The organism is Duganella guangzhouensis (assembly GCF_009674535.1).
Classification (GTDB): Bacteria; Pseudomonadota; Gammaproteobacteria; order Burkholderiales; family Burkholderiaceae_D; genus Rugamonas; species Rugamonas guangzhouensis.
On sequence record NZ_WKJK01000010.1, the window covers coordinates 198,298 to 222,913 of the forward strand.

22 protein-coding genes are annotated in these 24,616 nt (G+C 59.7%); 9 read left to right on the forward strand and 13 right to left on the reverse strand.

Translation table 11 applies throughout. From position 1 onward, the window contains the following. Nucleotides 1-134: 134 nt before the first annotated feature. Nucleotides 135-716: a hypothetical protein gene (locus GJ699_RS34640; protein WP_229262192.1), complete on the forward strand. Its 582-nt coding sequence runs from the start codon at nucleotides 135-137 to the stop codon at nucleotides 714-716. On the opposite strand, the gene GJ699_RS19930 is transcribed toward GJ699_RS34640, so the two are convergent. After that, complete coding sequence (locus GJ699_RS19930) at nucleotides 717-1,958, reverse strand: MFS transporter (RefSeq protein WP_154379484.1); 1,242 nt, start codon at nucleotides 1,956-1,958, stop codon at nucleotides 717-719. Next, entirely contained in the window at nucleotides 1,955-2,518 is a 564-nt protein-coding gene (locus tag GJ699_RS19935) for a PadR family transcriptional regulator (protein WP_154379486.1), read from the reverse strand. Before GJ699_RS19935 ends, GJ699_RS19930 begins: the two co-directional genes overlap by 4 nt. Before the next feature lie 120 nt (nucleotides 2,519-2,638). Here GJ699_RS19935 and GJ699_RS19940 point away from each other — a divergent pair, with 120 nt between their 5' ends. Beyond that, a complete protein-coding gene (locus GJ699_RS19940; RefSeq protein ID WP_154379488.1) occupies nucleotides 2,639-3,388 on the forward strand; it encodes a MerR family transcriptional regulator in 750 nt (249 codons plus the stop codon). On the opposite strand, the gene GJ699_RS19945 is transcribed toward GJ699_RS19940, so the two are convergent. The 3 genes from GJ699_RS19945 to GJ699_RS19955 form a co-directional block, all read right to left on the reverse strand. Next, nucleotides 3,385-3,933, reverse strand: coding sequence for an EF-hand domain-containing protein (locus tag GJ699_RS19945; protein ID WP_154379490.1), 549 nt, complete (start codon nucleotides 3,931-3,933; stop codon nucleotides 3,385-3,387). The genes GJ699_RS19940 and GJ699_RS19945 overlap by 4 nt on opposite strands. Nucleotides 3,934-3,987: 54 nt before the next feature. Further along, complete coding sequence (locus GJ699_RS19950) at nucleotides 3,988-5,859, reverse strand: glucokinase (RefSeq protein ID WP_154379492.1); 1,872 nt, start codon at nucleotides 5,857-5,859, stop codon at nucleotides 3,988-3,990. 93 nt (nucleotides 5,860-5,952) lie between these two features. Next, a complete protein-coding gene (locus GJ699_RS19955; RefSeq protein ID WP_154379494.1) occupies nucleotides 5,953-7,590 on the reverse strand; it encodes an alpha-glucosidase in 1,638 nt (545 codons plus the stop codon). A gap of 221 nt (nucleotides 7,591-7,811) precedes the next feature. Between GJ699_RS19955 and GJ699_RS19960 the strand changes: the two genes are divergently transcribed. Further along, nucleotides 7,812-9,359, forward strand: coding sequence for a POT-type proton-dependent oligopeptide transporter (locus GJ699_RS19960; RefSeq protein ID WP_154379629.1), 1,548 nt, complete (start codon nucleotides 7,812-7,814; stop codon nucleotides 9,357-9,359). 8 nt (nucleotides 9,360-9,367) lie between these two features. On the opposite strand, the gene GJ699_RS35430 is transcribed toward GJ699_RS19960, so the two are convergent. The 7 genes from GJ699_RS35430 to GJ699_RS19995 all read right to left on the reverse strand — a co-directional run bounded on the left by GJ699_RS35430 (nucleotide 9,368) and on the right by GJ699_RS19995 (nucleotide 13,248). Beyond that, the gene (locus GJ699_RS35430) at nucleotides 9,368-9,766 is read right to left on the reverse strand and encodes a DUF7677 family protein (RefSeq protein WP_443093239.1); all 399 of its coding nucleotides are present in this window, start codon (nucleotides 9,764-9,766) and stop codon (nucleotides 9,368-9,370) included. After that, complete coding sequence (locus GJ699_RS19970; RefSeq protein WP_154379498.1) at nucleotides 9,703-10,203, reverse strand: septation protein IspZ; 501 nt, start codon at nucleotides 10,201-10,203, stop codon at nucleotides 9,703-9,705. Before GJ699_RS19970 ends, GJ699_RS35430 begins: the two co-directional genes overlap by 64 nt. 21 nt (nucleotides 10,204-10,224) lie before the next feature. Beyond that, nucleotides 10,225-10,686, reverse strand: a complete 462-nt coding sequence (locus GJ699_RS19975) for a hypothetical protein (RefSeq protein WP_154379500.1) — start codon at nucleotides 10,684-10,686, stop codon at nucleotides 10,225-10,227. Nucleotides 10,687-10,702: 16 nt separating this feature from the next. Then, on the reverse strand, nucleotides 10,703-11,215 hold the full coding sequence (locus tag GJ699_RS19980; RefSeq protein ID WP_154379502.1) for a T6SS immunity protein Tdi1 domain-containing protein: 513 nt from the start codon (nucleotides 11,213-11,215) through the stop codon (nucleotides 10,703-10,705). Between the two features lie 21 nt (nucleotides 11,216-11,236). Further along, nucleotides 11,237-11,770, reverse strand: a complete 534-nt coding sequence (locus GJ699_RS19985) for a hypothetical protein (RefSeq protein WP_154379504.1) — start codon at nucleotides 11,768-11,770, stop codon at nucleotides 11,237-11,239. 596 nt (nucleotides 11,771-12,366) lie between these two features. After that, complete coding sequence (locus GJ699_RS19990; RefSeq protein ID WP_154379506.1) at nucleotides 12,367-12,681, reverse strand: hypothetical protein; 315 nt, start codon at nucleotides 12,679-12,681, stop codon at nucleotides 12,367-12,369. 48 nt (nucleotides 12,682-12,729) lie between these two features. Beyond that, nucleotides 12,730-13,248, reverse strand: coding sequence for a DUF7716 domain-containing protein (locus GJ699_RS19995; RefSeq protein WP_229262193.1), 519 nt, complete (start codon nucleotides 13,246-13,248; stop codon nucleotides 12,730-12,732). Between the two features lie 703 nt (nucleotides 13,249-13,951). On the opposite strand from GJ699_RS19995, the gene GJ699_RS20000 reads away from it, so the two are divergent. From GJ699_RS20000 to GJ699_RS20025, 6 genes are all read left to right on the forward strand, one after another. Then, the gene (locus GJ699_RS20000; RefSeq protein ID WP_154379633.1) at nucleotides 13,952-14,416 is read left to right on the forward strand and encodes an FKBP-type peptidyl-prolyl cis-trans isomerase; all 465 of its coding nucleotides are present in this window, start codon (nucleotides 13,952-13,954) and stop codon (nucleotides 14,414-14,416) included. A gap of 263 nt (nucleotides 14,417-14,679) precedes the next feature. Next, on the forward strand, nucleotides 14,680-17,406 hold the full coding sequence (gene pulA, locus GJ699_RS20005; protein WP_154379508.1) for a pullulanase-type alpha-1,6-glucosidase: 2,727 nt from the start codon (nucleotides 14,680-14,682) through the stop codon (nucleotides 17,404-17,406). A 3-nt stretch (nucleotides 17,407-17,409) separates the two neighbouring features. Then, a complete protein-coding gene (locus GJ699_RS20010) occupies nucleotides 17,410-17,757 on the forward strand; it encodes a PKD domain-containing protein (protein WP_154379510.1) in 348 nt (115 codons plus the stop codon). 98 nt (nucleotides 17,758-17,855) lie between these two features. Continuing rightward, nucleotides 17,856-20,135, forward strand: coding sequence for a GH92 family glycosyl hydrolase (locus GJ699_RS20015; protein WP_154379512.1), 2,280 nt, complete (start codon nucleotides 17,856-17,858; stop codon nucleotides 20,133-20,135). 94 nt (nucleotides 20,136-20,229) lie between these two features. After that, a complete protein-coding gene (locus GJ699_RS20020; RefSeq protein WP_154379514.1) occupies nucleotides 20,230-21,870 on the forward strand; it encodes a right-handed parallel beta-helix repeat-containing protein in 1,641 nt (546 codons plus the stop codon). Nucleotides 21,871-21,879: 9 nt separating this feature from the next. Further along, nucleotides 21,880-22,470 (forward strand): NF038129 family PEP-CTERM protein, encoded by a 591-nt coding sequence (locus tag GJ699_RS20025; protein ID WP_154379516.1) that lies wholly within the window; start codon nucleotides 21,880-21,882, stop codon nucleotides 22,468-22,470. On the opposite strand, the gene GJ699_RS20030 is transcribed toward GJ699_RS20025, so the two are convergent. Beyond that, complete coding sequence (locus GJ699_RS20030) at nucleotides 22,465-24,573, reverse strand: TonB-dependent siderophore receptor (protein ID WP_154379518.1); 2,109 nt, start codon at nucleotides 24,571-24,573, stop codon at nucleotides 22,465-22,467. The two genes, GJ699_RS20025 and GJ699_RS20030, sit on opposite strands and share 6 nt — an antisense overlap. Nucleotides 24,574-24,616: the final 43 nt, after the last annotated feature.

The window sequence follows — 24,616 nt, forward strand, 5'->3', positions numbered from 1 at the left end:
ACCAAAATAATATAGGGACACCATCAAAAACTACTAAAAGGACAACGAAAAGCGCGTAAAAAAGGGGCAAAAGTTGCCCCTGCTGTGCCTTTGGTTTAGTATGGCCAACAATCTATACGTCTCATCAGTCCCCCATGGAATTAAGCAAGCAGTCCTCCCGCAAACTGGTCGTTGCTGGCATCGCGACGACCGCGGTTGCGCTGGGGTTGGCCGCCTATTTCGCCAGCTCCACTCCTGCCGAGTCGCAGGTGGTCGTCAAGGTTCCCACCACGGCAGCATCGGCCAGCGCGCGTGGCGCCGCCAGCGCCAACAAGCCGGCCTCGGCCGCCGTGCCGCGGCGCGAACCCGAATTCAAGGATCCGGCGCCGCCGGGCGAACCGAAACCGATCCGCAGCAAGGAGCAGGGCGCGGCCGCGCTGATGGCGCTGCCGGAACTGCAAGCCTGGTCGGCGGTGATTGACAAGAATTCCGGCGGCAAGGCCCATGGCGGCCTGCTCGAATACGATCCGACCCAGCGCAAGCTGAACGGCAAGAGCTACTGGCAGTTCAGCTTTGTGGAAAACAGCGCCGAATCGGCACAGCGCTGGGAAAGCTTCCTGGTCTCTTCCAGCGACGACGAAATCCTGGTGGAAGACGCCCAGAACGATGAAGTCATCAGCCTGGCGCGCTGGCGGCGCGAGAAGCACCCGGCCAAGCGCACCAGCATTGACAACTAACTAGGCCGCCTGCGCCTGTGCCGGCGGCGCCGTCCTGGTGCCGCCCACCTGCCCTATCCACGACACCGTCAGCAACACCATGGCGGCGGCGATCCAGCCATTCAGACCGTAGCCGGCGATGTGGCCGGACGCTTCCGTATGCAAGGTCAGCCCGCCCAGCAGCGCGCCGAGACCGGTGCCTACCTGCTGGATCGCCGCATTGGCGCTGAGGAAGGCGCCGCGCCGGGCAGGGTCCGGCACCGTGGTCATCAGCGCCTGCAGCGGGATGTTGCGGCCCGACGCCAGCACCATGAAGAACGGGAAGAACAGCACCACACCGATCAACGGCAGCGCCGGGATGTGGGTGATGAACAGCACCGGCAGGATGAACAGCAGCGAGACCACGCGATACACCTTGTGCGCCCCCACCCGGTCCGACCAGTTGCCGATGGCGCGCGCGGTGAAGAAAGTGGCGGCACCGCCGGCCAGATAGACATAGGTGATCTCGGCCGGCTGCAAGCCGACATTGCTGACCAACACGGGCGAGATGAACGGAATCACCATCATGCCGGTCATCATATTCACCACCGACAGCAAAAACGCTTTCAGATGGCGCGGCTCGCGGTACAGCGCCAGCAGATTCGGCACCACCGCCGACAGCGGCGGCCGGTTGGCGACATGGCCATCCATCACCGGCAAGGCGCGCGCCGCCAACAGCAGGATAGGCAGCGAGCACAGCACGAGAATATAGAACGGCGAGGCCCAGCCGTAATGCGCGGCCAGCATCACGCCGGTCGGCACGCCGGCCACCGAGGCCAGGCTGAACGAAGTCATCACCACACCGGTGGCGGCACCACGGCGATTGGCCGGGATCAGGTCGCCAATAATGGCCATGACGATGGCGCCCAGGATGCCGCCACTCAGGCCGGCAAACGCGCGCGACAGCACCAGCACGTGGAAATTGGGCGCGGCAGCGCACGCCAGATTGGACAACGTAAACAGCGCAAACACCACCAGCAACAGCTTCTTGCGGTCGAAACGGTCGATATACATGGCGGCGGCCAGCCCGGACAGGCCGGCGCACCAGGCATAGGCCGACACCGCGCCCGACACGGCGGCCGGTTCGATGTGGAATGCCTGCATCAGCTGCGGCGCCAGCGGCATCATCACCATGAAATCCATGATGACGGTGAACTGGGTCAGCGCCAGCAGCCACAGCACCAGGCGCTCGCGCGCCGGGGTCAATGGTAAAGCTGTGCTCATAAGGCGGCGATGTCGGCGGCAGCCTTGCGCAGAATGGCGCGGATCTGTTCCAGACGTTCCGGGTTGTGGTTGCTGGCGCGTGCCTGCTCGATCGCGGCCTGCTTCACCTCATGCATGACGGCGCGCAAGCCTTCGCGCTGCTCGTCCGGCTCGGCCAGGCGGGCCTGAATCGCGTCCACCAGCTGGCGGTTCTCGGCCAGGAAAGCCTCGCCTTCCGGCGTGATGGTGTGCAGCTTCTTGTTGCCGTCGGCCGAGGCCGAAACGTGGCCCATGTCCAGCAGCAACGCCAGCAGCGGATAGATGGCGCCCGGGCTCGGCGTGTAAGCGCCGCCGGAGCGCTGCTCCAGCTCCTTGATGATTTCGTAGCCGTGACGCGGCTTTTCAGCGATCAGTTGCAATACCACGTAGCGCATGGCGCCGGCATCGAACATTTTCGGGCCGCGACCGCGTGGGCCGCCCTGATGGCCACCATGGCCACCGGGACCGCCATGATGAGGATGATGGCCGTGCGGACCGTGTGGGCCGTGATGACGGCCGTGATGGGATTTGAATCCAAACATGTCTTACTCCTTAAGATATAACGTATTACGATATATCTTAACACCCTTCTTGTCGAAATCAAGGACTTTTTGTATGTTGGTGCTTGACCTTCACGCCACGTGATACTTCACCATGCCGTCATGCTCACTGTTAAACAACTATCCCGGTTGACGGGCATCACCACCCGCACCCTGCACTATTACGACGAGATCGGCCTGCTCAAGCCTAGCCGCGTGGCCGCCAACGGCTACCGCATGTATGACGAGGCGGCTCAGTTGCGGCTGCAGCAAATCCTGTTCTACCGCGAGCTGGACGTGCCGTTGGCGGACATCCGCGAGCTGATGGGGCGCGATGATTTCGACGTGATGACGGCACTGCTCAGCCACCGGGAAGCATTGAGCAAACAGGCCGAGCGTCTGCGCGGCCTGATCTCCACGGTGGATCACACCATTCGGCATTTGAAAGGACAGCAGAAAATGAACAGCGCAAAAATCTTCGAAGGTCTGAGCCAGTCGCAGGAAAAAGCTTACGCGGCGGAAGCCGAACGCCTGTATGACCGCGACACCGTGCGCGCCTCGAACCAGCAATGGCAGGGCTACGGCAAGGACAAGCAGCAAGCCATCATGGACGAAGGCAACCAGATCTATGCGGCCATCGCCGCCGCCATCCCGCAGGGCGCGGACAGTCCGACAGTGCAGGCGCTGGTGCAGCGCTGGCGCGATCACATCGAATATTTCTGGGTGCCGCAGCTGGAACAGCTGGAAGGACTGGCGCGCATCTATTCGGAAGACGCGCGCTTCAAGGCCAATTTCGACAAGGTCGATCCGCAACTGGCGGTGTTCATGCTGCACGCCGTGCAGCACTACGTCCTCCAGCGCCAGGCAACTTAGGAACGCGCCGCTCCGGTCTGCTTGACGTACTGCTCGGCCAACGCCTGGCCTTTCTGCATGAAGGCGCTGAAAGCGGCCACGTCCAGCTTGCCGCTGGCGTCATCAATATAGGAATTCAGCAGGTTCTTGAACAGATCGCTGCCGCTGCCCAGGCTGTCCCTGATGCCCTGGATGAACTCTTCCGGCGACACCTTGCCGTCGCCGGAGGCATCAAACGTCTGAAACAGTTTTTTTGCATCGTCTTCGCTGACGCCGACGCGCGCCAGTTGCTGGCCGAATTCCTCTTCGTCGATCTGGGTATCCTGGTTCTGATCGCCCTGGACGAACATCTGCGGCGACCACAGCTGCGCCAACGGCGTCGCCTGCAAGCTGCTTGGATCAGCCTCGACCACCGTACTGGTGGTGCCGTCGCTCAGCGTAACAATGGTGGACGGCGACGACGCAGCCGATTCGGAAGCATTCGCCTGGCCGCTGGTGGCGGCACTGCTGGCGGCGTTACTGGCTGTATATGCGCTGTTCAGCGCGCTGATCGTGGAAATAGCCATGACCGTGCTCCTTGTGGAAGTATGAGCACGGTATCGCCAATATTGCCAAAAACTTTAGCCGTCCAGGTGAGAAATCAGCAGACGGCGGTTGTCATCGCCGTTGCTCGACTTGTGCTCGACCACCAGGCGCGAATTCTGCGCGTCCAGCGAAATGCCAACCGACAAGATATCGATCAGCAACAGCTGCAAGATGCGCGAAATCATCGACAGGAAAGTGGTGCTGTCCTCCGTATGATCGACCGCCAGGCAAACGCTGGCCTTCTTGGCCAGCGGCGAATTGCTGGAGGTGATGGCAATAACATCCGCCCCCGCCGCGCGCGCCGCATCGACCGCCGCCAGCAGATCCGGCAGCTTGCCGGAGTTGGAGATGGCAATCACCACATCGCCCGGTTTCAGCAGCTCGGCGGCCAGCGTCAGCAGGTGCGAATCGCCATAGGCCGAGGTTGGAATGCGGAAGCGGAAGAACTTGTGCTGGCCATCCAGCGCCACCACGCGCGAATTGCCCATGGCGTAAAACTCAACGCGCTTGGCCTTGGCCACCAGCGCAATCGCCTTGTCCAGCGAACGCACGTCCAACTGGTCGCGGAATTTCAGAATCGCCGACACCGTATTGTCGATCACCTTGGCGCTCAGATCGTGCGTGCTGTCGCTGACGCGCACCTGGCTGTGCCGCACCGGAATCGCGCCGGTCAGGCTGCTGGCGAACTTCAGCTTGAAATCGGCCAGACCAAGGAAGCCCAGCGAACGGCAGAAGCGGATCACGGTCGGCTGGCTGACTTCGGCCAGACGGGCGATATCGGCAATCGGCTCGTTCAGCACCAAACGCGGCTGCTCCAGCACCAGCTGCGCCACGCGCTGCTCGGCAGGAGTCAGCTCGTGCTGCAGATGCTGCACGCGCTCCATCAGCGTGTTGGCGCCGCTGCGGCCGCGCAAGTGTTCGGACAAAATCGTCGCCACACCGTAAAACGCCGGATTCGGCGTGGTAATCACATAGGTAGGAATCTCGGCCAGATAACTGGTGAAACGGCCCTTGGCTTCAAAGCGCGCGCGGAACGGCGACGACGCGAACCACTCGCCCAGACGCGGCACGATGCCGCCGCCGATGAACATGCCACCAAACGCACCCAGCGTCACCGCCAGGTTGGCGGTAGCGCCACCCAGCATGGCGCAGAAGCATTCCAGCACTTCCAGACACAGCGGATCTTTATCGGTCAACGCGCCGGCGATGATTTCCTGTGAAGTCAGATCGCGCACCTGGCGGCCATTGCGCTTGGCGATGGCGCGGTAGATGATTTCCATGCCCGGGCCGGAAATCAGACGTTCGGTCGACACGTGCGACCAGGTCTGCCAGGCATATTGCAGAATCGCGTATTCACGCTCGTCGGCCGGCGCGAAGTTGGTGTGACCACCTTCCGAACCCAGCGTGACGAAACCATCGACGGTCGGAATCACGCCCGACACGCCGAGACCGGTGCCCGGCCCCAGCACGCCGATCACCGAATTGGTGGCTGGCTTGCCGCCGCCCACTTGCATCAGATCGGCCGGCTTCAGGCCCGGCAGCGACATCGCCAATGCGGTAAAGTCATTCACCACCAGCAGCGTGTGCAGGCCCAGCGCGCGGCGCACCTCGTCGGTGGAAAATTCCCACGCGCGGTTGGTCATGCGCACATAGTCGCCGCTGACCGGGTTAGCCACCGCCAGCGCGGCGTGGTTCAGGTTGACGCCGGCGTGATCGGCCAGGTAGGAACGCAGCATCGCCACGATGTCGGGGAAATCGTCGCACTTGAGCACCCGCACGGCGCGGAACTCGCCGGGAGCGGTCTGCAGTGCGAAGCGGGCATGGGTGGCGCCGATGTCGGCCAGCAGGCGCGGGCCGTCGGCAAAGGCGGTACGATTCAGTTTTTGATCCACTTCAGCTTGTTTCATCGTCGTTCAGTCCAAACAGTTGGCGGAAGCATACCTGAAATACGTGATGGTAAGAAGGAAACGATACATATCATTTCCTTTCCAACCCGCTTTTTACGCGGCGTAGCCGAACCAGGCGCCATATGCCGGCAACTGCACCTTGCCGCCGGCCGCACTGCCCGGCAGGCCGTGACCAGTCAGTGGCTCGGCGCCGGCACTCTGCGGCAGATCCACCATCACCGCCTCGCCGCTCAGATTGAACACGGCCAGAATGCTGCGCTCGCCGGCCAGATCGCGGCGCAGCGCCAGCACGCTGTCCTGCGTGTCGAAGAAACTGATCTCGCCGCGCAGCAGCTGCGGATGCTTGCGACGCCAGGCGGTGAAGGCACGCGTGAAGGCCAGCGACGATTCCTTGTCCCGTTCCTGCACCGAAGCGGCCTTGGCCAGATGATCCGGCGACAGCGGCAGCCATGGCTTGCCGGTGGTGAAGCCACCGTTGGCGTCCTGGGTCCAGGCGATCGGCGTGCGGCAGCCATCGCGGCCTTTGAACTCCGGCCAGAAGGTGATGCCGTACGGATCTTGCAGCAGCTCGAATGGCACGTCGGCTTCGGCAAACGCCAGCTCGTCGCCTTGATACAGGCAAGGCGTGCCCTTCAGCGACAACTGCATCGCCAGCGCCAGCTTGGCAAACGCCTGCGGCGCGCTCGGACCGCCCCAACGCGATGCCACGCGCGGCACATCGTGATTGCCGACCGACCACGAAGCCCAGCCGCCCTTGACGCGCGCCTCGAACTGCTCCACCTGCTGACGGATGTAGTGCGACGACAGATGGTTGACCAGCAAGTTGAAGCTGTACGCCATGTGCAGCTTGTCGCCACCCTCGGTGTACTCGGCCATGGTGGCCAGCGAATCGTCGGAACCGACTTCACCGATCGACACCGCCTGGTATTCATCCAGCAGCGCGCGCAGCTTCTTCAGGAAGGCCACGTTTTCCGGACGGGTCTTGTCGTAGTCGTGCGCCTGCATGCCATACGGGTTGACGTCGGTGACCGTGATCGAATCGCGGTTGGTGGCCGGCGGATTGTCGCGCAGCTGCAGATCGTGGAAGTGGTAGTTGCAGGCATCCAGACGAATGCCGTCGACACCGCGCTCCAGCCAGAAGCGCAGCGCATCCAGATGCGCCTGCTGCACGTCCGGGTTGTGGAAGTTCAGCTGCGGCTGGCTGGTGAGGAAGTTATGCATGTAGTACTGGCGGCGACGCGAGTCCCACTGCCAGGCCGAGCCGCCAAACACCGACATCCAGTTATTCGGCGGATTGCCATCGGCCTTGGGATTGGCCCAGACGTACCAGTCGGCTTTCGGATTGTCACGGCTGGAGCGGCTCTCCTTGAACCACGCGTGATCTTCCGCCGTGTGCGCCATCACCTGATCGATCATGATCTTCACGCCCAGGCCATGCGCCTTGGCGATCAGCGTGTCGAAGTCGGCCAGCGTGCCGAACAGCGGATCGACGTCGCAGTAATCGGAAATGTCGTAGCCAAAGTCCTTCATCGGCGATTTGAAGAACGGCGAAATCCACAGAATGTCCACGCCCAGCGATGCGATATAGTCCAGCTTTGCCGTAATGCCCGGAAGATCGCCCACCCCGTCACCATTGCTGTCCATATAGCTGCGCGGGTAAACCTGATAGATGATCGCCTCGCGATACCAGTCTGGGGAGTGCGGGGAAACTTGAGTAAGTTGCTTAGTCATAAGAAAATCCGGGGTTGGCTGTCTGGGCGTATATGTTTTGTAGATAATATACATCACGAAAACAGTTTTTTCAATGTATGGGTTATTACAGATATCTCATTAAAAACAAATACTTAGGAATTTTCATCAAAATTCCCGAGTTAAAAAACGTAGTCAAACTACACATGACCACAGGAGTAGACAGAGTGAATGAACCACTGAGCACGTCCGGCAACGGCCCGATGCCGCGACAAATCCCCTACATCATCGCCAACGAAGGCTGCGAACGTTTCAGCTTTTACGGCATGCGCAACATCCTGACGCCCTTCCTACTCAGTACCCTGCTGCTATTCATCCCGATTGGCGACCGCACCGCCGAAGCCAAGCACGTGTTCCACACCTTTGTGATCGGCGTCTACTTCTTCCCGTTGCTGGGCGGCTGGATCGCCGACCGCTTCTGGGGCAAGTACAAGACCGTGTTCTGGTTCAGCCTGATCTACGTGGCCGGTCACGCCTGCCTCGCCATCTTCGAACACAACCTCGAAGGCTTCTACCTCGGCCTGGCGCTGATCGCGTTTGGCTCGGGCGGCATCAAGCCGCTGGTGGTGGCGTTTGTCGGCGACCAGTTCGACCAGACCAACAAAAACCGCGCCAAGCTGGTGTTTGACGCCTTCTACTGGATCATCAACTTCGGCTCCTTCTTCGCCTCGCTGCTGATGCCGCTGTTCCTGCGCGATTACGGCCCGGCGGTGGCGTTCGGCATTCCCGGCATCCTGATGGCGATTGCCACGCTGGTGTTCTGGCTGGGTCGCGGCAAATACGTGCACGTGCCGCCGGCCGCGCCCAATCCGGATGCCTTCAGCAGCGTCGCCCGCACCGCCCTGCTGGCACGCGCACCAGGCCAATCGCGACCGGGCCTGATGGTGGCCGGCGCCGGCGCGGTGGGCGCACTGCTTTCGCTGTGCATGACGCCATCGTGGGGCTTCGTGATTGCCGCCTGTACCGCGCTGGTATTGCTGCTGGCGTTTGGTGGCATCGGCGTCTCCATGCAACTGGAACGCGCGCGCGGACTGCATACCGACCAAGCGGTTGAAGGCGTGCGCTCGGTGCTGCGCGTGCTGATCGTGTTTGCCATGGTGACGCCGTTCTGGTCGCTGTTCGATCAAAAAGCCTCGACCTGGATCGTGCAGGCCAACACCATGACCAGCCCGATGATGTCGCTGTTCGGCTGGGAGTTCCAACTGCTGCCGGCGCAGATGCAGGCCGCCAATCCGATTCTGGTGATGCTGCTGATCCCGTTCAACAACATCGCCCTGTTCCCGCTGATGCGGATGGTCGGCATCACCCCGACGCCGCTGCGCCGCATGGGCTTGGGCATCGCGCTGTCCTCGTCGGCCTGGGTAGTGATCGGCATGATCCAGCTGTGGATGGATGGCGGCGACCAAGTATCAATCATGTGGCAGTTGCTGCCGTACGCACTGCTGACGCTGGGTGAAGTGCTGGTGTCCGCGACCGGCCTGGAGTTCGCCTACAGCCAGGCGCCAGCCTCGATGAAAGGCATCATCCTCAGCTTCTGGTATCTGGCCGTCACGGTCGGCAACCTGTGGGTGCTGATCGTGAATGCGGGCGTGAAGAATGATGTGGTGAGCGGATGGATCGCCAACAGCGGCCTGAGCCCGATCGCGTTCCAGATGTTCTTCTTCGCCGCCTTCGCCGCAATCGTCGCCGCCATCTTCGCGCTGTACGCGCTGCGCTACAAGATGGTCGACAACTACCGCAAGACGGCATAGAAACAAGCTCAGATTACATCTTTCAATGGAGGTGGTTCATGCAATGCCACCTCCCACTCCTCAAATGGTGGTTCGACTCGAAAAGACGAATCACAATATGACCTCACGTAGTCCGTGGCCCGCCGTTGAGCATGTGTAGCATTCAACACCTGGCCATATTCGTCAAATTCCAGGACGTTCGCGAAAATAGCGTACGCCTGCTCAATGGCACTCGGATCACTACCATACAGGCTCAAGTAGTCAACGCCCTTGAGCATGTAGTGCGAACCACTGGACATGAAGTACGCAAAAGTCCTGAGCGCCCCGCTAAAGCTATTACTTAATCTCACTGAAGTCTCTCCAATTAATTCCCAGCGGCGCTGGCAATGCTGCCGGTTCTTCGCATGAAGCTCGGAGCAAGCAAACACACAGCAATCAACGAAGCGATCGGCACACAAGACTTAATCTGAATCCAAGCCTCTATAGACGTCGTGAAAACCAGAATGATGTTACCAACTGCCATGGCAACGTAATACCCCACCAACAGCCAGTTGATCCATCGCCAAGACGTGATAGTCAATCCAAGGCGGGCACCCCAGAGAAAAAATAACGCGCAGGGCTTCGCGACAAGCGCAGAAAAAACTAAAACGAACACCATCGCAAAATACATCGCGGAAGGCTTGAGTCGGATGAACTCATCCCCTATAGGCATCAAACGCACCACCGGAATAGCTACCAATATCTGGAGTAGGAAGATGCGCCAAAATAGCGATACACCGAGCCAACGCCGATTAAGCCCGGATGCATCTGACAGTACCTCAGTCGAGTTGGTGATAGTGGGATTGCTCGGATTCTCTATTGACATAAACTTTTACAACCTCAATGCTTAGAAACGTTGGCCGACACTGCGATGCTCCTTCTTTGAATCATGTGGCGCACAATAGCTGTAGGCCGAGACTGCATACTTCTTTCCTCTATCGTCCCAAATTGCTACCGAGAGCTTGAATAAACTTCCCCAAGTGATGACCGGGATCTGTTTTTCAGGTTCCTCACTCGGACTGAATTCGAGTTCGATTATTGTCGATGCAACCCAAGAATTGGGGATATTTCGAGCAGCAAGATGCCTTTGCAAGAGCAAATCATATCCCTCCATCAGTTTAGAAAATTCTGCCGATTCAGGAAATACCATTTGGGAAAGCAGGTCCAGTTTCACAGTGCTGGTTGCATTATCTTGGGCATGCAGACATAGCTTTCCAATTCCCCAATAGCCACCAACGTCGTTGTTACGGCTGATGAAGGAGTCAAGCAGTCCCGATGCAATGCTCTTGAGTTCGCGTCTACTAGCCATAAACTCCTAACGTTAGCTATTGCCAGAACTTCCAGCGAGGTTTCGCTTTGGCCGTTTCGGCTTCCTTGACTCCACACATGGTTCCTCCTGCCGGTAAGCCAAGAACCTGGCGAGCTATCTGCCCACTCAATGAGAAGTGAACCTCAATGTCCGCAACATCAACATTTTCGAGCACGAACTCGCCACCCAGAAGTGGCGGCTTGATAAAGCTATAGATTTGACCAGGTTTGAGAATCAATCCATTAAGGCGCAAGTCACCGACCAGCTGAACAGCAAAATAGTCGCCAACAAAATCACGATCAGCAAGCAGCGACTGAAGTTCAGCTAGCGATTCAGCCACCGGCGCCGTCGTTCCCGAGGCAACGTCCAGAATCTCAATCGCTCCTGAGTCCGTGTCTTGTATGAAGGCGTCACCCGAGGCGGTCAACAGGATCGGCAACTTTCTCGGGCCGACAAGCCACGCCCAATCTTCGAGAAGCGTCTCGCGCTTAAGATGCGCGAAATTTACAGTAAGGTCATCAAGAGTCATAAAAGGTAGCTCGAAATATTGTTAGCGCGTTTTCCCAAACTGAGTGGAAATTACTTTCCCTTGCGACGACTCGAACGAGAGCGCACCGTTCTTTCGATGAACACGTGTGATTTCTGGAACAGCTGGCGCAACAAAATCCGCAATCACACGCAGGCCCCCGCCACTCACCCGCTCAATTGCAAAATAACGGTTCAATTTGCCACCAGGGATTTCGACGTACACTAGTTCCAATGAAGGGTCCAGTTTCGCGCCAAGCTGGTTTGCATAGAATGTTGCGTATCCAGGGAACTGGATACGCTCAAGCTCGTGTGATAGCGCATCGGTATCCGCGAAGTCGCTGGCGAAGGGAGCCGAGCGCATTATTGATTCAACGCGCCGGATGGACTGCTGTGGAAGGTTGTGCGGGTCGTCCTTGTACTCATCAAAATCATGATAAGCCCGGGCCAGCGGGATCCGCACGCCAAGGTAGTCGACGGTGGCAAAACGTTCCGTGCCATACGCCGGCAGACTTTGTACAAAAAGTGCTGAAGCAAAGAGATAGTACCGAATGTTCATTTTCATCTTCTAGACCATCAAGGAGATAAGTAAGGGGCTTTCGGTGCGATGTACAAATCCTGACGTCCCGTCAGGCGCATGTGTGCTCACTCAACCACCTTCAATTGAATTTGTACACCGTCTAGCCGCATTACGAAATCATCGAGCCAAATCATGTCAGGCACTTTTGCCATTCAATTGCCTTTCAAGAAGCATGATTGCTGCATTGCGCCCAGAGTTTTCGTCCATCGCTTTCAAGCCAGCTATTCTCTGCTCCAAGTCATGAATCTGACGAACCTTCATTTGTGCCCGCTTAAGCAAGAAGCTTCTTCGACAGGTATAAAAGTCCACTCGAAGGTGCTCCCATACCTTCACCTTTGACTTCGGCGGGATAGGGGTTTTATAGCCAAGGCATTCACACGCCTTTCCACAGCACGCGCATAAGACCTTTTCAGATCGGCCGTGCCGTCTGAACGCCATCCGGCAGTCAAAACAGACCCACGCGTAGTTGCTCATAACGCCCAGCGTTTCAAACTGATCGGCGCATCAAGCCCGACGTTATTGGCGTGGCCTGGGGATGAAGAGAACGAGGTTGTGTACATAGTTGGTCAATAAGTTCAACGGTGAGGGAATTGCTTCTTCCAGTCTAAGCGCAGAGACGCACATTGTCCGGAGAAGGCAGGAAAGCGCGCTTCAACCGAATCAAGAACGGAATCCATTTCAGTACAGGTGTCCCATAGCCAGAGCTCTCGAAAGAGCAATGCGATTTGAACTTTCGCGGAATCTTCTTCGTTAAGCCAGCGCCGTAATGAATTCGTTATCTCGTGTCCATTGTCATCCGTCAGCCAGACCAGACGCGCCAATATCTCGGCGATCCACTCAGGCTCCGCCGAAAGTACTCTCTTCGAAAAAATATGATCAGCAAGCTCCATCCTCTTGCCTCCTACCTTTCATACTAATCGGCACGAAACGCAAAGCGACTACTCCAGAAATGGACATGGTTCTTTCCTAATCATTTCAAAGTGATGCACTCGACAGAGAACGCTGTGATGTATCGCGCCGCGCTGGCATCCCTCGGTACGGCACAGCTCTTCCGGTCGTTCCGCAGCCAATGAATCAAAGAATTCACGATCCCACTCAAGCTTCGCTTCTTCCAACGGTGGCGGTTCAGGTGCCCCAGGCATGGGCAACCATGCGTCGAAACGCCAATAATAAACAAAGGACTCCAACAAGAGTTCATCCGATGGGGAGTCTTGAAATTGCAGTGCCGCGTGGACAGTACCTTCAATCGTCGGGGTATCCAAGCCTTCGACGGAAAAACCACGTTCACTAGCGATCAACTGCATGTCCTCATCCGCGTCAGAGACGATCATTAAACAAGCTGTGTCCAGTCCTGGATTCTCGTGATTCGGCAGATAAAGCCAACCATCCTCAAGTTTTCCGGCAGCTGCGGCGCGTAGCACGTAGCGCATCGTTAGTGAATGTACTGTCACTGCCATTGCTCCTGTTTAGCAGCTCTGGCCAGTAACCACGGGAGTCGATCGTTAGACTTTGGCATTTCGGCCTCCGAGATACCCACACAGTACCGAAGCTGCTTTACCTCCCCAAGCTATCCAACCGGGTATAGGCAGCGGAAACGGACTTAAGAAATCCAGGACTCCCAACAAAACGCATGGGATCGTGGACGCCACGCCGTGTATGGCTCCACGTTCATTTGCAAGGGAAGCAGCAACGCGACCGCCCAGAAAACTAAAGTACAAACCGATCACAAGCGACACGGTCAGATAAGCCGGCGAGGTGAACAAAGACGGGTACACGCTCTCACGCGGCACACCATCGGCAAGTAGCAGGTAGATCCAAGGTAGCGTGACTAGGGTGTTCGCAAACCCCGTGCCAGCGATGTCTATGGATGCTCCCATTAAAAAAGCTCGCGTATTCAGCATAAAGTTCTATCGTGTTGATTCAGCGGTGTCAAAGACACCCTCCTTAGTTTTTAGATTGGAGCCAACGATGCACTCAGAAGTGGTCGCAACATTGATGTTTTCAAAACAGCAACATGCCAGAGAACGACAATTTCAGCAAGACCCCAGCGTGATTTTTGTTGAATCGTCAAACCCTATGGATCAGCAATTTGTCGCGTATCATCTCGGCCAAGAGTTGGCTCCCGTCACACAGATTAATCACCACAACATGAAAGAGAACATGAAACAACTGCTTTCCTCCTGCGCTTTTGGCGTGACACTCGCGTTGGCTCTGACCGGCTGTGACCGCACGCCGCAGCAACAGCCACAGCAGCAACCTGGCAGCGCCAGTGCGAGTGCCGAGGCAATTGCGCTGCAAAAGATTGATACCGTGGTCGGCACCGGCAAGGAAGCGGTGAAAGGCAGCACCGCTGTCGTCAACTACACCGGCTGGCTGTATGTGCCAGGTGCTGAGCAGCAGCATGGTGAGAAGTTCGACTCCTCGATCGGCCGCGAGCCGTTCAGCTTCTCGCTGGGCGCGGGCCAGGTTATTCCGGGTTGGGACGAAGGCGTGCAAGGCATGAAGGTCGGCGGCAAGCGCACGCTGATCGTGCCTGCGGCCATGGGCTACGGTGCCAATGGTGCAGGTCCGATCCCGCCTAACTCGAATCTGATCTTCGACGTTGAACTGCTGGACGTAAAATAAGTCCAATAGCCGCTATCCGTGAGATAGCGGCTAATTACCGGAACAGTGCGCATCCGCCGAGCCCACAATGCGGCGCGTCGCCTCTGGCGAAGAACCCATTTACTCATCCGCTCAGGTCAGGAAAAATCTTGGTCTGGCTGACTGAGCACGCTACAGAAAGTATCAAAACTACAGATTCTGGAGTACCATAACCGCAAAATTCAGGGTTAATGTGCAGATTTTGTAACTGCACTACTAAATATCGACGGTTTGGGAGACAGAATATGGCAGGTAAGCGCGCAATCGTGGCTGGTGTGGGAGGCGCGCTGGCGCTGACTTGTTTGGCGGCGTCTGCCGCGCCGTCGCTGGCGGATTGCGATGGCGGCTTTGCTACCGTGTTGTCGCCAGCGGCCGCCAGTGCCGATGCGCGTGCTTATTGGCTCGATCGTCAACGGATTCAGTGGCCGGGCGCCGCTGCCGGCGGCGTCTTCAAACTATACTACTCCGCCAACGCGCAACTGCAGGCCACGCCAGGTGCGCGCGTTACCGGTGCTGATGGCGCCATTTCGCTGTCGCGCTTCGATGGCGCCCTGCCCGCCGCGCTGGCGCAGCGCTTCAAGTTTATTGGCGCCGGTGCGGTGCTAACGGTCGCGGATCAAGCGCGTGTCGCCAAGCTGCTGACGCAGCAGGTGCTGCTGGTGCAGGAAGCCGACGACGGCACCGTGCGCGATGCCACCGCGCTGCAAATCGCCGGCGCGCTGGATGATCTCTACGCCTCCGCCGCCAAGGCCGAGGATCTCGGTGTCGTAGTCTCCGCGCGCAACGCCGCATTCAAACTGTGGGCGCCGACCGCGCAGAACGTGGCTGTCTGCACCTACGCAAGCGGCACCGGCAAAGCCGCCGCCATCACCCCAATGACGCGCGATGATGCCACCGGCATCTGGTCCGCCCATGCCGGCAGCGATGGCCAGTACTACCAATACCTGGTCGACGTGGTGGCACCGGGCGCGGGCCTGGTGCGCAATCTCGTCACCGATCCTTATTCCATCAGCCTGACCACGGATTCGAAACGCAGCTACATCACTGATCTCGGCGCGGCAAAGCTGAAGCCCGCCGGCTGGAACCAGACCAAGTCGCCCAACACCGTGCACGCGCAAACCGATATGACGGTCTACGAACTGCACGTGCGCGACTTCTCGATCAACGACAGCACGGTCAGCGAGGCCAATCGCGGCAAGTACACCGCCTTCACCGAGGCCAATTCCAACGGCATGAAGCACTTGACGGCGCTGGCCAAAGCCGGCATGACCGACATCCACCTGCTGCCGGTGTACGACATCGGCAGCGTGCCGGAGCAAGGCTGCGTAGTGCCACAGATTCCCGCCGATGCGCCGGATGGCGATGAGCAGCAAGCCGCCGTCACCCGCGTCAAAGCGCAGGACTGCTACAACTGGGGCTACGACCCTTACCACTACAACGCGCCGGAAGGCAGCTACAGCACCGATCCCGCCGATGGCGCCAAACGCATCGTCGAATTCCGCCAGATGGTGCAGGCGCTGCACAAGGCAGGCCTGCGCGTCGGCATGGACGTGGTCTACAACCACACCTTCATCGCCGGCCAGAACGAGAAGTCGGTGCTGGACCGCGTGGTCCCCGGCTACTACCACCGCCTGAACGCCAAGGGCGCGATCGAAACCTCCACCTGCTGCGACAACACCGCCACCGAAAACCTCATGATGGGCAAGTTGATGGTGGACTCGGTCGCGCTGTGGGCCAAACAATACAAGATCGATTCCTTCCGCTTCGATCTGATGGGCCACCAGCCGCGCGCGGTGATGGAGCAGGTACAGGCCCGGGCCGACCAAGCCGCCGGCAAACACGTCAACCTGATCGGCGAAGGCTGGAACTTCGGTGAAGTGGCCAACGGCGCCCGCTTCGTGCAAGCCTCGCAGCTGTCGCTGAACGGCAGCGGCATCGGCACCTTCAGCGACCGCGGCCGCGACGCCGTGCGTGGCGGCGGCGCTGGCGACAGCGGCGAACAGCTGATCTCCCGCCAGGGCTATATCAATGGCCTGGTCTACGACGCCAACGAGCAAGCGGGGCAACACGCGCCGCAAGAACTTCTGCACGCCGCAGACATGATTAAGGTCGGCCTGGCCGGCACCATCCGCAGCTACCCGCTGACCACCGCCGATGGACGCACCGTCGCGCTGCAGGACATCGTCTACGGCGGCGACCAACCGGCAGGTTACGCCAGCGAGCCGGGTGAAACCGTCAACTACGTCGAGAACCATGACAATCAGACGCTGTACGACATCAACGCCTTCAAGCTGCCGCAAGCCACCACCGCGCGCGACCGCGCACAGGTACAGATGCTGGGCGCCGCCATCAACGCCTTCAGCCAGGGCGTGGCTTACTTCCACGCCGGCTTCGACATCCTGCGCTCCAAATCCATGGACCGTAACAGCTTCGAATCGGGCGACTGGTTCAATCGTCTCGACTGGAGCTACCAGGATAACTACTTCGGCACCGGCCTACCGCCGGCCGCCGACAACGGCAAGGACTACGCGCTGCTCAAGCCCATTCTGCGCAACCCGGCCATCAAGCCCACGCCGGCGGACATCGCCTACGCGCGCGACGCCTTCCGCGATCTGCTGGCGATCCGCTCCAGCAGCACACTGTTCCGCCTGCGCAGCGCACAGGACATCAAGCAGCGCCTGCGTTTCTTCAATACCGGTCCACAGCAGGTATCGACCGTGATCGCCGTCCACATCGACGGCAGCGGTTACGCCGGTGCGCGCTTCAAGTCCATCACCTATCTGATTAACGTCGACAAGACCGCGCAACAGATCACGGTGGCGGAAGAGAAGAACCACAACTACACGCTGCATCCTGTCCACACCAGCATGACCGCAGCGGACAAACGCGTGGCCCTGCAAGCCAAGTACGACAAATCCAGCGGAACCTTCACCATCCCGCCACGCAGCGCGGTCGTTTTCGTACAAAATTAATGGATGCGAATACCATCCATCCTGATCCTGCTGATGCTGAGCGCCTGTGGCGGCGGTAACTACTCGCCACAGGCCAACCACGCGCCGGTGGCGAATGCCGGCCCGGCGCAAACCGTCGCCGCCGGCACTTCGATCAAGCTGTCCGGCAGCGGCACGGATGCGGACCAGGACATCATCAAATATTCGTGGACACTCAGCGCGCCGGCCGGCAGCAGTGCCGCCCTGCTAAACTATCACGTCGCCACGCCCACCTTCTTTGCCGACGTCCCCGGCGCCTACGTCGCCACGCTGATCGTCAACGACGGCCAGCTCGATAGCGCACCGTCCAGCGTCACCATCACCGCACAGTAACGCGTGTTTAGCGCCGACCACTAAACACGCGCATTCCGCGCAAGTGGGCGCGCGCCGCTGCTACACTGCACTGTCGTCAGCCGCCACCACGTCCGCACATGAAACTGCATGCATTCGCCCTGCCCGTCCTGCTGTTCGCTCTAGGCGCCAACGCCGCCCCCATCATCGATCCAGTTGAATGGATCAACCCACTAATGGGCACCGCCAGCAAGCCCGAACTCTCGAACGGCAACACCTACCCGACCATCGCCCTGCCGTGGGGGATGAACTTCTGGACGCCGCAAACCGGCAAGATGGGCAACGGCTGGGCCTATACCTACGACGCCGACAAAATCCGCGGCTTCAAGCAAACGCACCAGCCCTCGCCGTGGATGAATGACTACGGCCAGTTCGCCATCATGCCGGTGACCGGCAAGCCACGCTTCACGCAGGACGATCGCGCCAGCTGGTTCTCGCACAAAGCCGAAGTAGCCAAGCCCTATTACTACAGCGTCTACCTGGCCGACGCCGACGTCACCACCGAAATCGCCCCCACCGAACGCGCCGCCCAGTTCCGCTTCACCTGGCCCAAGACCGACGACGCCTACGTGGTGGTGGACGCTTACGACAAAGGCTCCTACATCAAGCTACTGCCCGAGCAGCGCAAGATCGTCGGCTACAGCACTCGCTATGCACGCGGACCGCTGCCTAAGAATTTCAAGAACTACTTCGTCATCTACTTCGACAAGCCCTTCACCTCGGCGCAGATCTGGAGCGGCGACAAGCTGGTGGAAGGCGTGACTGAACTGGCCAGCAACCATAGCGGCGCCATCGTCGGCTTCAAGACCAGCAAGGGCGAAAAGATCGGCATGCGCGTGGCCTCCTCCTTCATCAGCGAGGCGCAGGCGGAGCTGAATCTGCAGCGCGAACTGGCCAACGACAGTTTCGACACCACCGCGCAAAAGGGCAAGGACGTCTGGAACAAAACGCTGAGCCGCATCAGCGTTGAAGGCGGCAGCGAAGAACAGACCCGCACCTTCTATTCCAGCTTGTACCGCATGCTGTTCTTCCCGAACAAACTGTACGAGATCGACGCGCAAAACCAGATCGTCCACTGGAGTCCCTACAACGGCCAGATCCTGCCCGGCTATATGTACGCCGGCACCGGTTTCTGGGACACCTTCCGCGCGCTGTATCCCTTCCTGAACCTGATGTACCCATCGGTCAATCGCGAGATGCAGGCGGGCCTGGTCAACGACTACAAGGAAGGCGGCTGGCTGCCCGAATGGTCCAGCCCCGGCCTGGCCAATGTCATGATCGGGAATAACTCCGCGTCAGTGGTGGCGGAAGCCTACCTCAAAGGCTTGCGCGGCTACGACATCGAAACACTGTGGCAGGCGCTCAAGCACGGTGCCGACAACGAAGGGCCGATGGATGCCGTCGGCCGCAAAGGCGTCAAGTACTACAACGAATTAGGCTATGTCCCCTACGACGTCAAGATCAACGAAAACGCCGCGCGCACGCTGGAATATGCTTACGACGATTTCGCCATCTGGCAGTTGGGTAAAGCACTCGGCAAGCCAGAGTCCGAAATCGCCATCTACAAGCAGCGCGCCATGAACTACAAAAATCTGTTCGATCCCGAGACAGGTCTCATGCGCGGCAAAAATCAGGACGGTAAATTCCAGTCGCCGTTCAATCCCTTCAAATGGGGCGACGCTTTCACCGAAGGGAATAGCTGGCACTACACCTGGTCGGTGTTCCAGGACGTGCACGGCCTGATGCAGCTGATGGGCGGACGCGATGCCTTCGTCAACAAGCTCGATCAAGTCTTCACGCTGCCGCCGACGTTTGACGAAAGCTACTACGGAGAAGTGATCCACGAAATCCGCGAAATGCAGATCGCGAACATGGGCCAGTACGCGCACGGCAACCAGCCGATCCAGCACATGATCTACCTTTACGGTTATGCCGGCGCGCCGTGGAAAACCCAGTACTGGGCACGCGAAACCATGAACCGCCTGTACAGGCCGACGCCGGACGGCTACTGCGGCGACGAGGACAACGGCCAGACCTCGGCCTGGTACGTGTTCTCCGCGCTGGGCTTCTATCCCGTCACGCCGGCGGTGCCGCAATACGTGCTGGGCGCGCCGCTGTTCAAGAAAGCCACGCTGACGCTGGAGAACGGCAAACAGATCGTCATCAACGCCCCGGCCAACAGCGACCAGCGCCGCTACATCAACACGCTCAAGGTCAACGGCAAGCCGTATCAGCACAACTGGCTCGATCACGCCGCGCTGACGCAAGGCGCGGTGCTCGACTTCGACATGCGCGCACAACCCAATCGTCAACGCGGCAGCGCGCCGGACGACGCGCCTTACTCCTTGTCGACCAAATAACATCCGGGCATATCCAAGCGCGAATTACTTCGTTGTCTGACAACTAAGGCTCCTTTACAGTCCATCGCATTCCAGGACACCTACAGGAGCAAACATGAACAAGTGGCACATCGGCGCCGCGTTGACGGCGCTCGCGCTGACAACTGGCGCGCACGCAGCGACGTACTATGTCTCCCCCACCGGCGATGATGGCGCCGCCGGCACAGTGGCCGCGCCGTGGAAGTCCATCACCAGAGCGCAGACCGCCGCCGCTCCCGGCGACACCGTCTACTTCCGTGGCGGCGACTACGTCTACACCGCCTCGCTGGCCGCCTGCGCCAGCCAGACCGACGTGGTCAACGCGGTCACGCTGGACAAGAGCGGCACGCAAAATAATCCGATCCGCTACTGGGCCTATCCGGGCGAAACGCCGGTATTCGACTTCACCGCCATCAAGGACAACTGCCGCGTCAAGGGCTTCAACGTCCAGGCCAGCTACCTGCACCTGAAAGGGCTGGAACTGAAAGGCGCGCCGCAGCAGCCGGGCAATCTGCTGAACAATGAATCGTGGGGTATCTGGGTCAAGGGCAGCTATAACACCTTCGAAGCGCTCAACCTGCACCACAACATGGGGCCGGGCTTCTTCCTGTCCAACGGCAGCTACAACCTGGTGCTGAATGTCGACTCGCACCACAACTACGACCCATACAGCAAATCCGGCGCCGGCCAGAACGCCGACGGTTTCGGCGCCCACATCAAAGCCAACAATCCTGGCAATGTGTTTCGCGGCTGCCGCGCCTGGGCCAACACCGACGACGGCTTTGACCTCATCAACGCCTACTCGCCGGTGCTGATCGAGAACTCGTGGGCCTGGCTGCATGGCTACTACCCCGGCACCACCACCGCCATCCCGGCCGGTAACGGCAACGGCTTCAAGATCGGCGGCTACAGCGGCGTCTATCAGGCCGACGCGCCTATCCATACCGTGCGCTTCTCGGTCGCGTTCAAGAACAAGGTCAATGGCTTCTATGCCAACCACCATCCGGTGGCGAATCAGTTCTACAACAACACCAGCATCGCCAACGGCATCGGCTTCAACGCGCTCGGCATCGACACCGCCAACGCCGCCGTATCACTGGGCACCCTGCGCAACAACCTCGCGTTCGAAAACACACCGGTGGCCAACGTGGCCGGTGCCGACGCGGCCTACAACAGCTGGAATCTGCCGGTCAGCGTAACGGCTGCCGACTTCCAGAGCGTATCGACCGACGGCTGGGATGCGCCACGCCTGCCGGACGGCAGCCTGCCAGTGCTGCCATCGCTGCACCTGGTGACCGGCAGCGACTTGATCGACAAAGGCGTCAACCTGGGCCTGGCCTACAGCGGCACCGCGCCGGATCTGGGCGCGTTTGAAGGCAGCACGCCGATCACGCTGTACACCGACGTCACCGCCAGCGTGAAGATCGTGCAGTCCGGCCTGACCGTGGATCGCAGCACGCAAAAGACCAAGGGCACGGTCACCTTCACCAATACATCGAACGCCATCATCAGCGGCACGCTGCTGTTCCGCGCCGACTACCTGAGCGACGGTGTCACACTGGACAACCAGAGTGGCACGCAAGGCGGTGCGCCAACGCTGCAACTGTCGGTCGCCTCGCTGGCGCCGGGGCAAAGCGCAAGCGTAAGCACCATCTTCAGCAATCCCAATCGCGTCAGCGTGGGCTATCTGCCCAAACTGATCGCCGGCAAACTGTAAGGAGCGGTAATGAGTATGTTGAATAAACTGACGGCGCGCCTGCTGCTGACGCTATCCCTGGTATGCGGCGCGGCGCCGGTGATGGCGGCCGAGGTATACCACGTCACTATCGACACCAGCGCGCTGGCCGGCACGGATGGCTATCTGGATTTCCTGCTACTAGGCTTGAGCAATGCCGCGCCGGTGCAGACACAATTGTCCAACTTCTCGGGGGATTACACCGCGAGCAGTTTTGCGCTGGGCGACACCTCCGGCGACATCCACTCGGTGCTGAGCATCGCCAACAGCGGCGCATGGAACGAGTATGGGCAATGGACACACTTCGGCGGCACGCTGTCGTTCGACATCAGCATCAACAACAGCGCCAGCAGCGGCGCCAGCAGCGGCGCCGGCACCACACTGTCGATCGCACTGCTGGATGCGGGCCTGTACTACCTGGGCAGCAGCGGTGACATCGTCACCATCGCGCTGCAGCCGGGCAGCGCCAGCATCGTCAGCGCGGACGGCGCCTACGCCACCATCAGCGCCGTGCCGGAACCGGCGGCCTGGCTGCTGCTCGGTGCCGGCCTGCTGCTGATTGGCCTGCGCCGCCGTTTATAGATAGACCTTCAATCGGGTGGCGATGCTGCGCTCCGCCCCCGGCACCACATACAGATTGCCCCACGAGTTGCTGTAGTACTGGCGGTTGAACAGATTATTCACGTCCAGCGAAACGCGCATGGTCTTGTTGATCTGCCAGAAGCCCAGCAGCTTGGCGGTGGTGTAAGCCGGCAGCGAATAGGTGTCGGCGGTATTACCCGAGCGGTTGCCGACATAATTCGCGCCACCGCCCACGCCCCAGCGTCCGCCGCCTTCCAGCGCCGCCTCGCGGATCAGCAGCACGCCACCGCTGGTCTTCGCCACGTTCATCAAGCGCGTGCCCACCGCCAGCGTCTTGTCCTTGCTGACGCGCGCATCGATCCACGCCAGATTGGCCGTCACGCGCCAGTTGTCGTCGATCTGACCGAAGCTGTCGGCCTCAAAGCCGCTGCTCTTCACCTCACCCGCCGCCACCGAGTAGCCTGGCGCGTCGCTGGAAGTCAGCACATTGGTTTTGGTGATGTCGAACACCGCGAAGTTGGCGCCCAAACGCTCGTCGCGCGTTTGCAGTTTGACGCCGGCTTCATACGCGGTCGAATGTTGCGGGTCGAACGCCTTGCCGCTGATATCGGTGCCGCTGTTGCCACGGAAGGATTTGCCCGCCGAGACATACCACGAACTCCACGCATTCGGCAGATAAGTCAGACCAGCGCGCGGCGACAGCGCGTTCTGCTGCTGCGACACGTCAGTCTTGGCGACGCGGTTCACCACATGCTGGTCATACTGATCGAAACGCAGGCCGCCCAGCAGCTTCCACTGCGGCGAAAGGCTGATCTGATCCTGCGCGAACAGCGCTTTCACGCGCTGCTGCTCGTCCGAACTGGTGGTGCGCGAAGTCAGTGCCGGCTTGACGATGGTGCCATACACCGGATTGTAAATATCCAGTGTGGTATTGGCCGAACGCAGAATCTCCATATTCATGAACAGACTGGATGCCTCGGCGCCGAACAGCAGCTCGTGCGCCATGCCGGCGACCTCCAGCTTGCCGTGCAACTCAGCCTGAATCGACGCATCGCGCGAGGGCAGCGTGCGCCAGGTGTATTGGCGATTCAGCGTGCGGTTATCCGTGGCCAGCGAAGTCGCCTCGGTGTAGTAACCCTCAAAGGTGCTCTCCTTGTAGCTGGCGCCGAAGCGCGCGCGCCAGTGATCGGACAGCACGCGGTCCAGCGTCAGCTGATGGGTGTTACTGGTCAGGACCATATTGCCGTCGGACGGCTCGTTCAGCAGCAGGTCGCGCGGCAGCGTACCCAGTACGCCGCGCACATTGATGACGCCACGGTCCAGCGGCGTATCGGCGCGCAGGAACTCCGCTTCGTAATTCAGCGTGGTGGCGCCGTCGATCACCCAGGTCAGCGCCGGCGCGATCAAGTGGCGCTTGTTGTGCAGCAGCGGCGAACGCGTCTCGCCCTCCTCCGACATCAGATTGACGCGATAAGCCACGTTGCTGCTCAAGGCGCCGGTGCTGTCCAGCGTAGCGCGACGCAGCCCCTGATCGCTGAGGCTCAGCTCCGCCACATTGTGCGTCGTGAACTTCGGCTTCTTGGTGACGATATTGATAGTGCCGCCCGGCTCACTGCTGCCATACACCGCCGACGCCGGGCCTTTCAGGAACTCGAACTGCTCCACCGTCGCGGTATCGCGCGGCGGATTATAGCCACGCGAACCGGGAAAGCCATTGACCAGGAAACCCATATCGGTGCTGCTGAAACCACGAATGGAGAAGTTATCCCAGGTGCCGCCGAAATCGTTCAGGCGAGAGATACCGCTAACATAAGCAATGGTATCGGCCAGACGCAGCGCGCCGATATCCTCGATCTGCTGCGCCGTCATCACCCGTACCGCCTGCGGCACTTCCATCAACGGCGCATCGGTGCGGGTGGCGCCGCTGGCGTGAGTGGGATTGTACAAACCGGCACTGCGGTCGCCGGACACCGTCACCTGCGGCAAAGCCTGATCGGCATCCGCATCGGCAGCGACATCCGCCGCAAGCGCCAGCGGCGAAGTAGAAATCAAACCGGCAAACAACAACCGCGCCGGCACGGCACTGCGAACATGAAACGACATAAGCACCCAACAAAATTAAGAAAGTTTAACATAATAAATGAGA

Bases quoted from the DNA above. Each gene is read 5' to 3' on its own strand.
- GJ699_RS20010 (WP_154379510.1), top strand. From the start codon at position 17,410: ATGCGAATACCATCCATCCTGATCCTGCTGATGCTGAGCGCCTGTGGC.
- GJ699_RS20030 (WP_154379518.1), bottom strand. From the start codon at position 24,573: ATGTCGTTTCATGTTCGCAGTGCCGTGCCGGCGCGGTTGTTGTTTGCC.
- GJ699_RS19975 (WP_154379500.1), bottom strand. From the start codon at position 10,686: ATGGCTAGTAGACGCGAACTCAAGAGCATTGCATCGGGACTGCTTGAC.
- GJ699_RS20025 (WP_154379516.1), top strand. From the start codon at position 21,880: ATGAGTATGTTGAATAAACTGACGGCGCGCCTGCTGCTGACGCTATCC.
- pulA (WP_154379508.1), top strand. From the start codon at position 14,680: ATGGCAGGTAAGCGCGCAATCGTGGCTGGTGTGGGAGGCGCGCTGGCG.
- GJ699_RS19990 (WP_154379506.1), bottom strand. From the start codon at position 12,681: ATGGAGCTTGCTGATCATATTTTTTCGAAGAGAGTACTTTCGGCGGAG.
- GJ699_RS19985 (WP_154379504.1), bottom strand. From the start codon at position 11,770: ATGAACATTCGGTACTATCTCTTTGCTTCAGCACTTTTTGTACAAAGT.
- GJ699_RS20020 (WP_154379514.1), top strand. From the start codon at position 20,230: ATGAACAAGTGGCACATCGGCGCCGCGTTGACGGCGCTCGCGCTGACA.
- GJ699_RS19940 (WP_154379488.1), top strand. From the start codon at position 2,639: ATGCTCACTGTTAAACAACTATCCCGGTTGACGGGCATCACCACCCGC.
- GJ699_RS19995 (WP_229262193.1), bottom strand. From the start codon at position 13,248: ATGGCAGTGACAGTACATTCACTAACGATGCGCTACGTGCTACGCGCC.
- GJ699_RS20000 (WP_154379633.1), top strand. From the start codon at position 13,952: ATGAAACAACTGCTTTCCTCCTGCGCTTTTGGCGTGACACTCGCGTTG.
- GJ699_RS19970 (WP_154379498.1), bottom strand. From the start codon at position 10,203: ATGTCAATAGAGAATCCGAGCAATCCCACTATCACCAACTCGACTGAG.
- GJ699_RS19935 (WP_154379486.1), bottom strand. From the start codon at position 2,518: ATGTTTGGATTCAAATCCCATCACGGCCGTCATCACGGCCCACACGGT.
- GJ699_RS34640 (WP_229262192.1), top strand. From the start codon at position 135: ATGGAATTAAGCAAGCAGTCCTCCCGCAAACTGGTCGTTGCTGGCATC.
- GJ699_RS19950 (WP_154379492.1), bottom strand. From the start codon at position 5,859: ATGAAACAAGCTGAAGTGGATCAAAAACTGAATCGTACCGCCTTTGCC.
- GJ699_RS19960 (WP_154379629.1), top strand. From the start codon at position 7,812: ATGCCGCGACAAATCCCCTACATCATCGCCAACGAAGGCTGCGAACGT.
- GJ699_RS19955 (WP_154379494.1), bottom strand. From the start codon at position 7,590: ATGACTAAGCAACTTACTCAAGTTTCCCCGCACTCCCCAGACTGGTAT.
- GJ699_RS19930 (WP_154379484.1), bottom strand. From the start codon at position 1,958: ATGAGCACAGCTTTACCATTGACCCCGGCGCGCGAGCGCCTGGTGCTG.
- GJ699_RS19980 (WP_154379502.1), bottom strand. From the start codon at position 11,215: ATGACTCTTGATGACCTTACTGTAAATTTCGCGCATCTTAAGCGCGAG.
- GJ699_RS20015 (WP_154379512.1), top strand. From the start codon at position 17,856: ATGAAACTGCATGCATTCGCCCTGCCCGTCCTGCTGTTCGCTCTAGGC.
- GJ699_RS19945 (WP_154379490.1), bottom strand. From the start codon at position 3,933: ATGGCTATTTCCACGATCAGCGCGCTGAACAGCGCATATACAGCCAGT.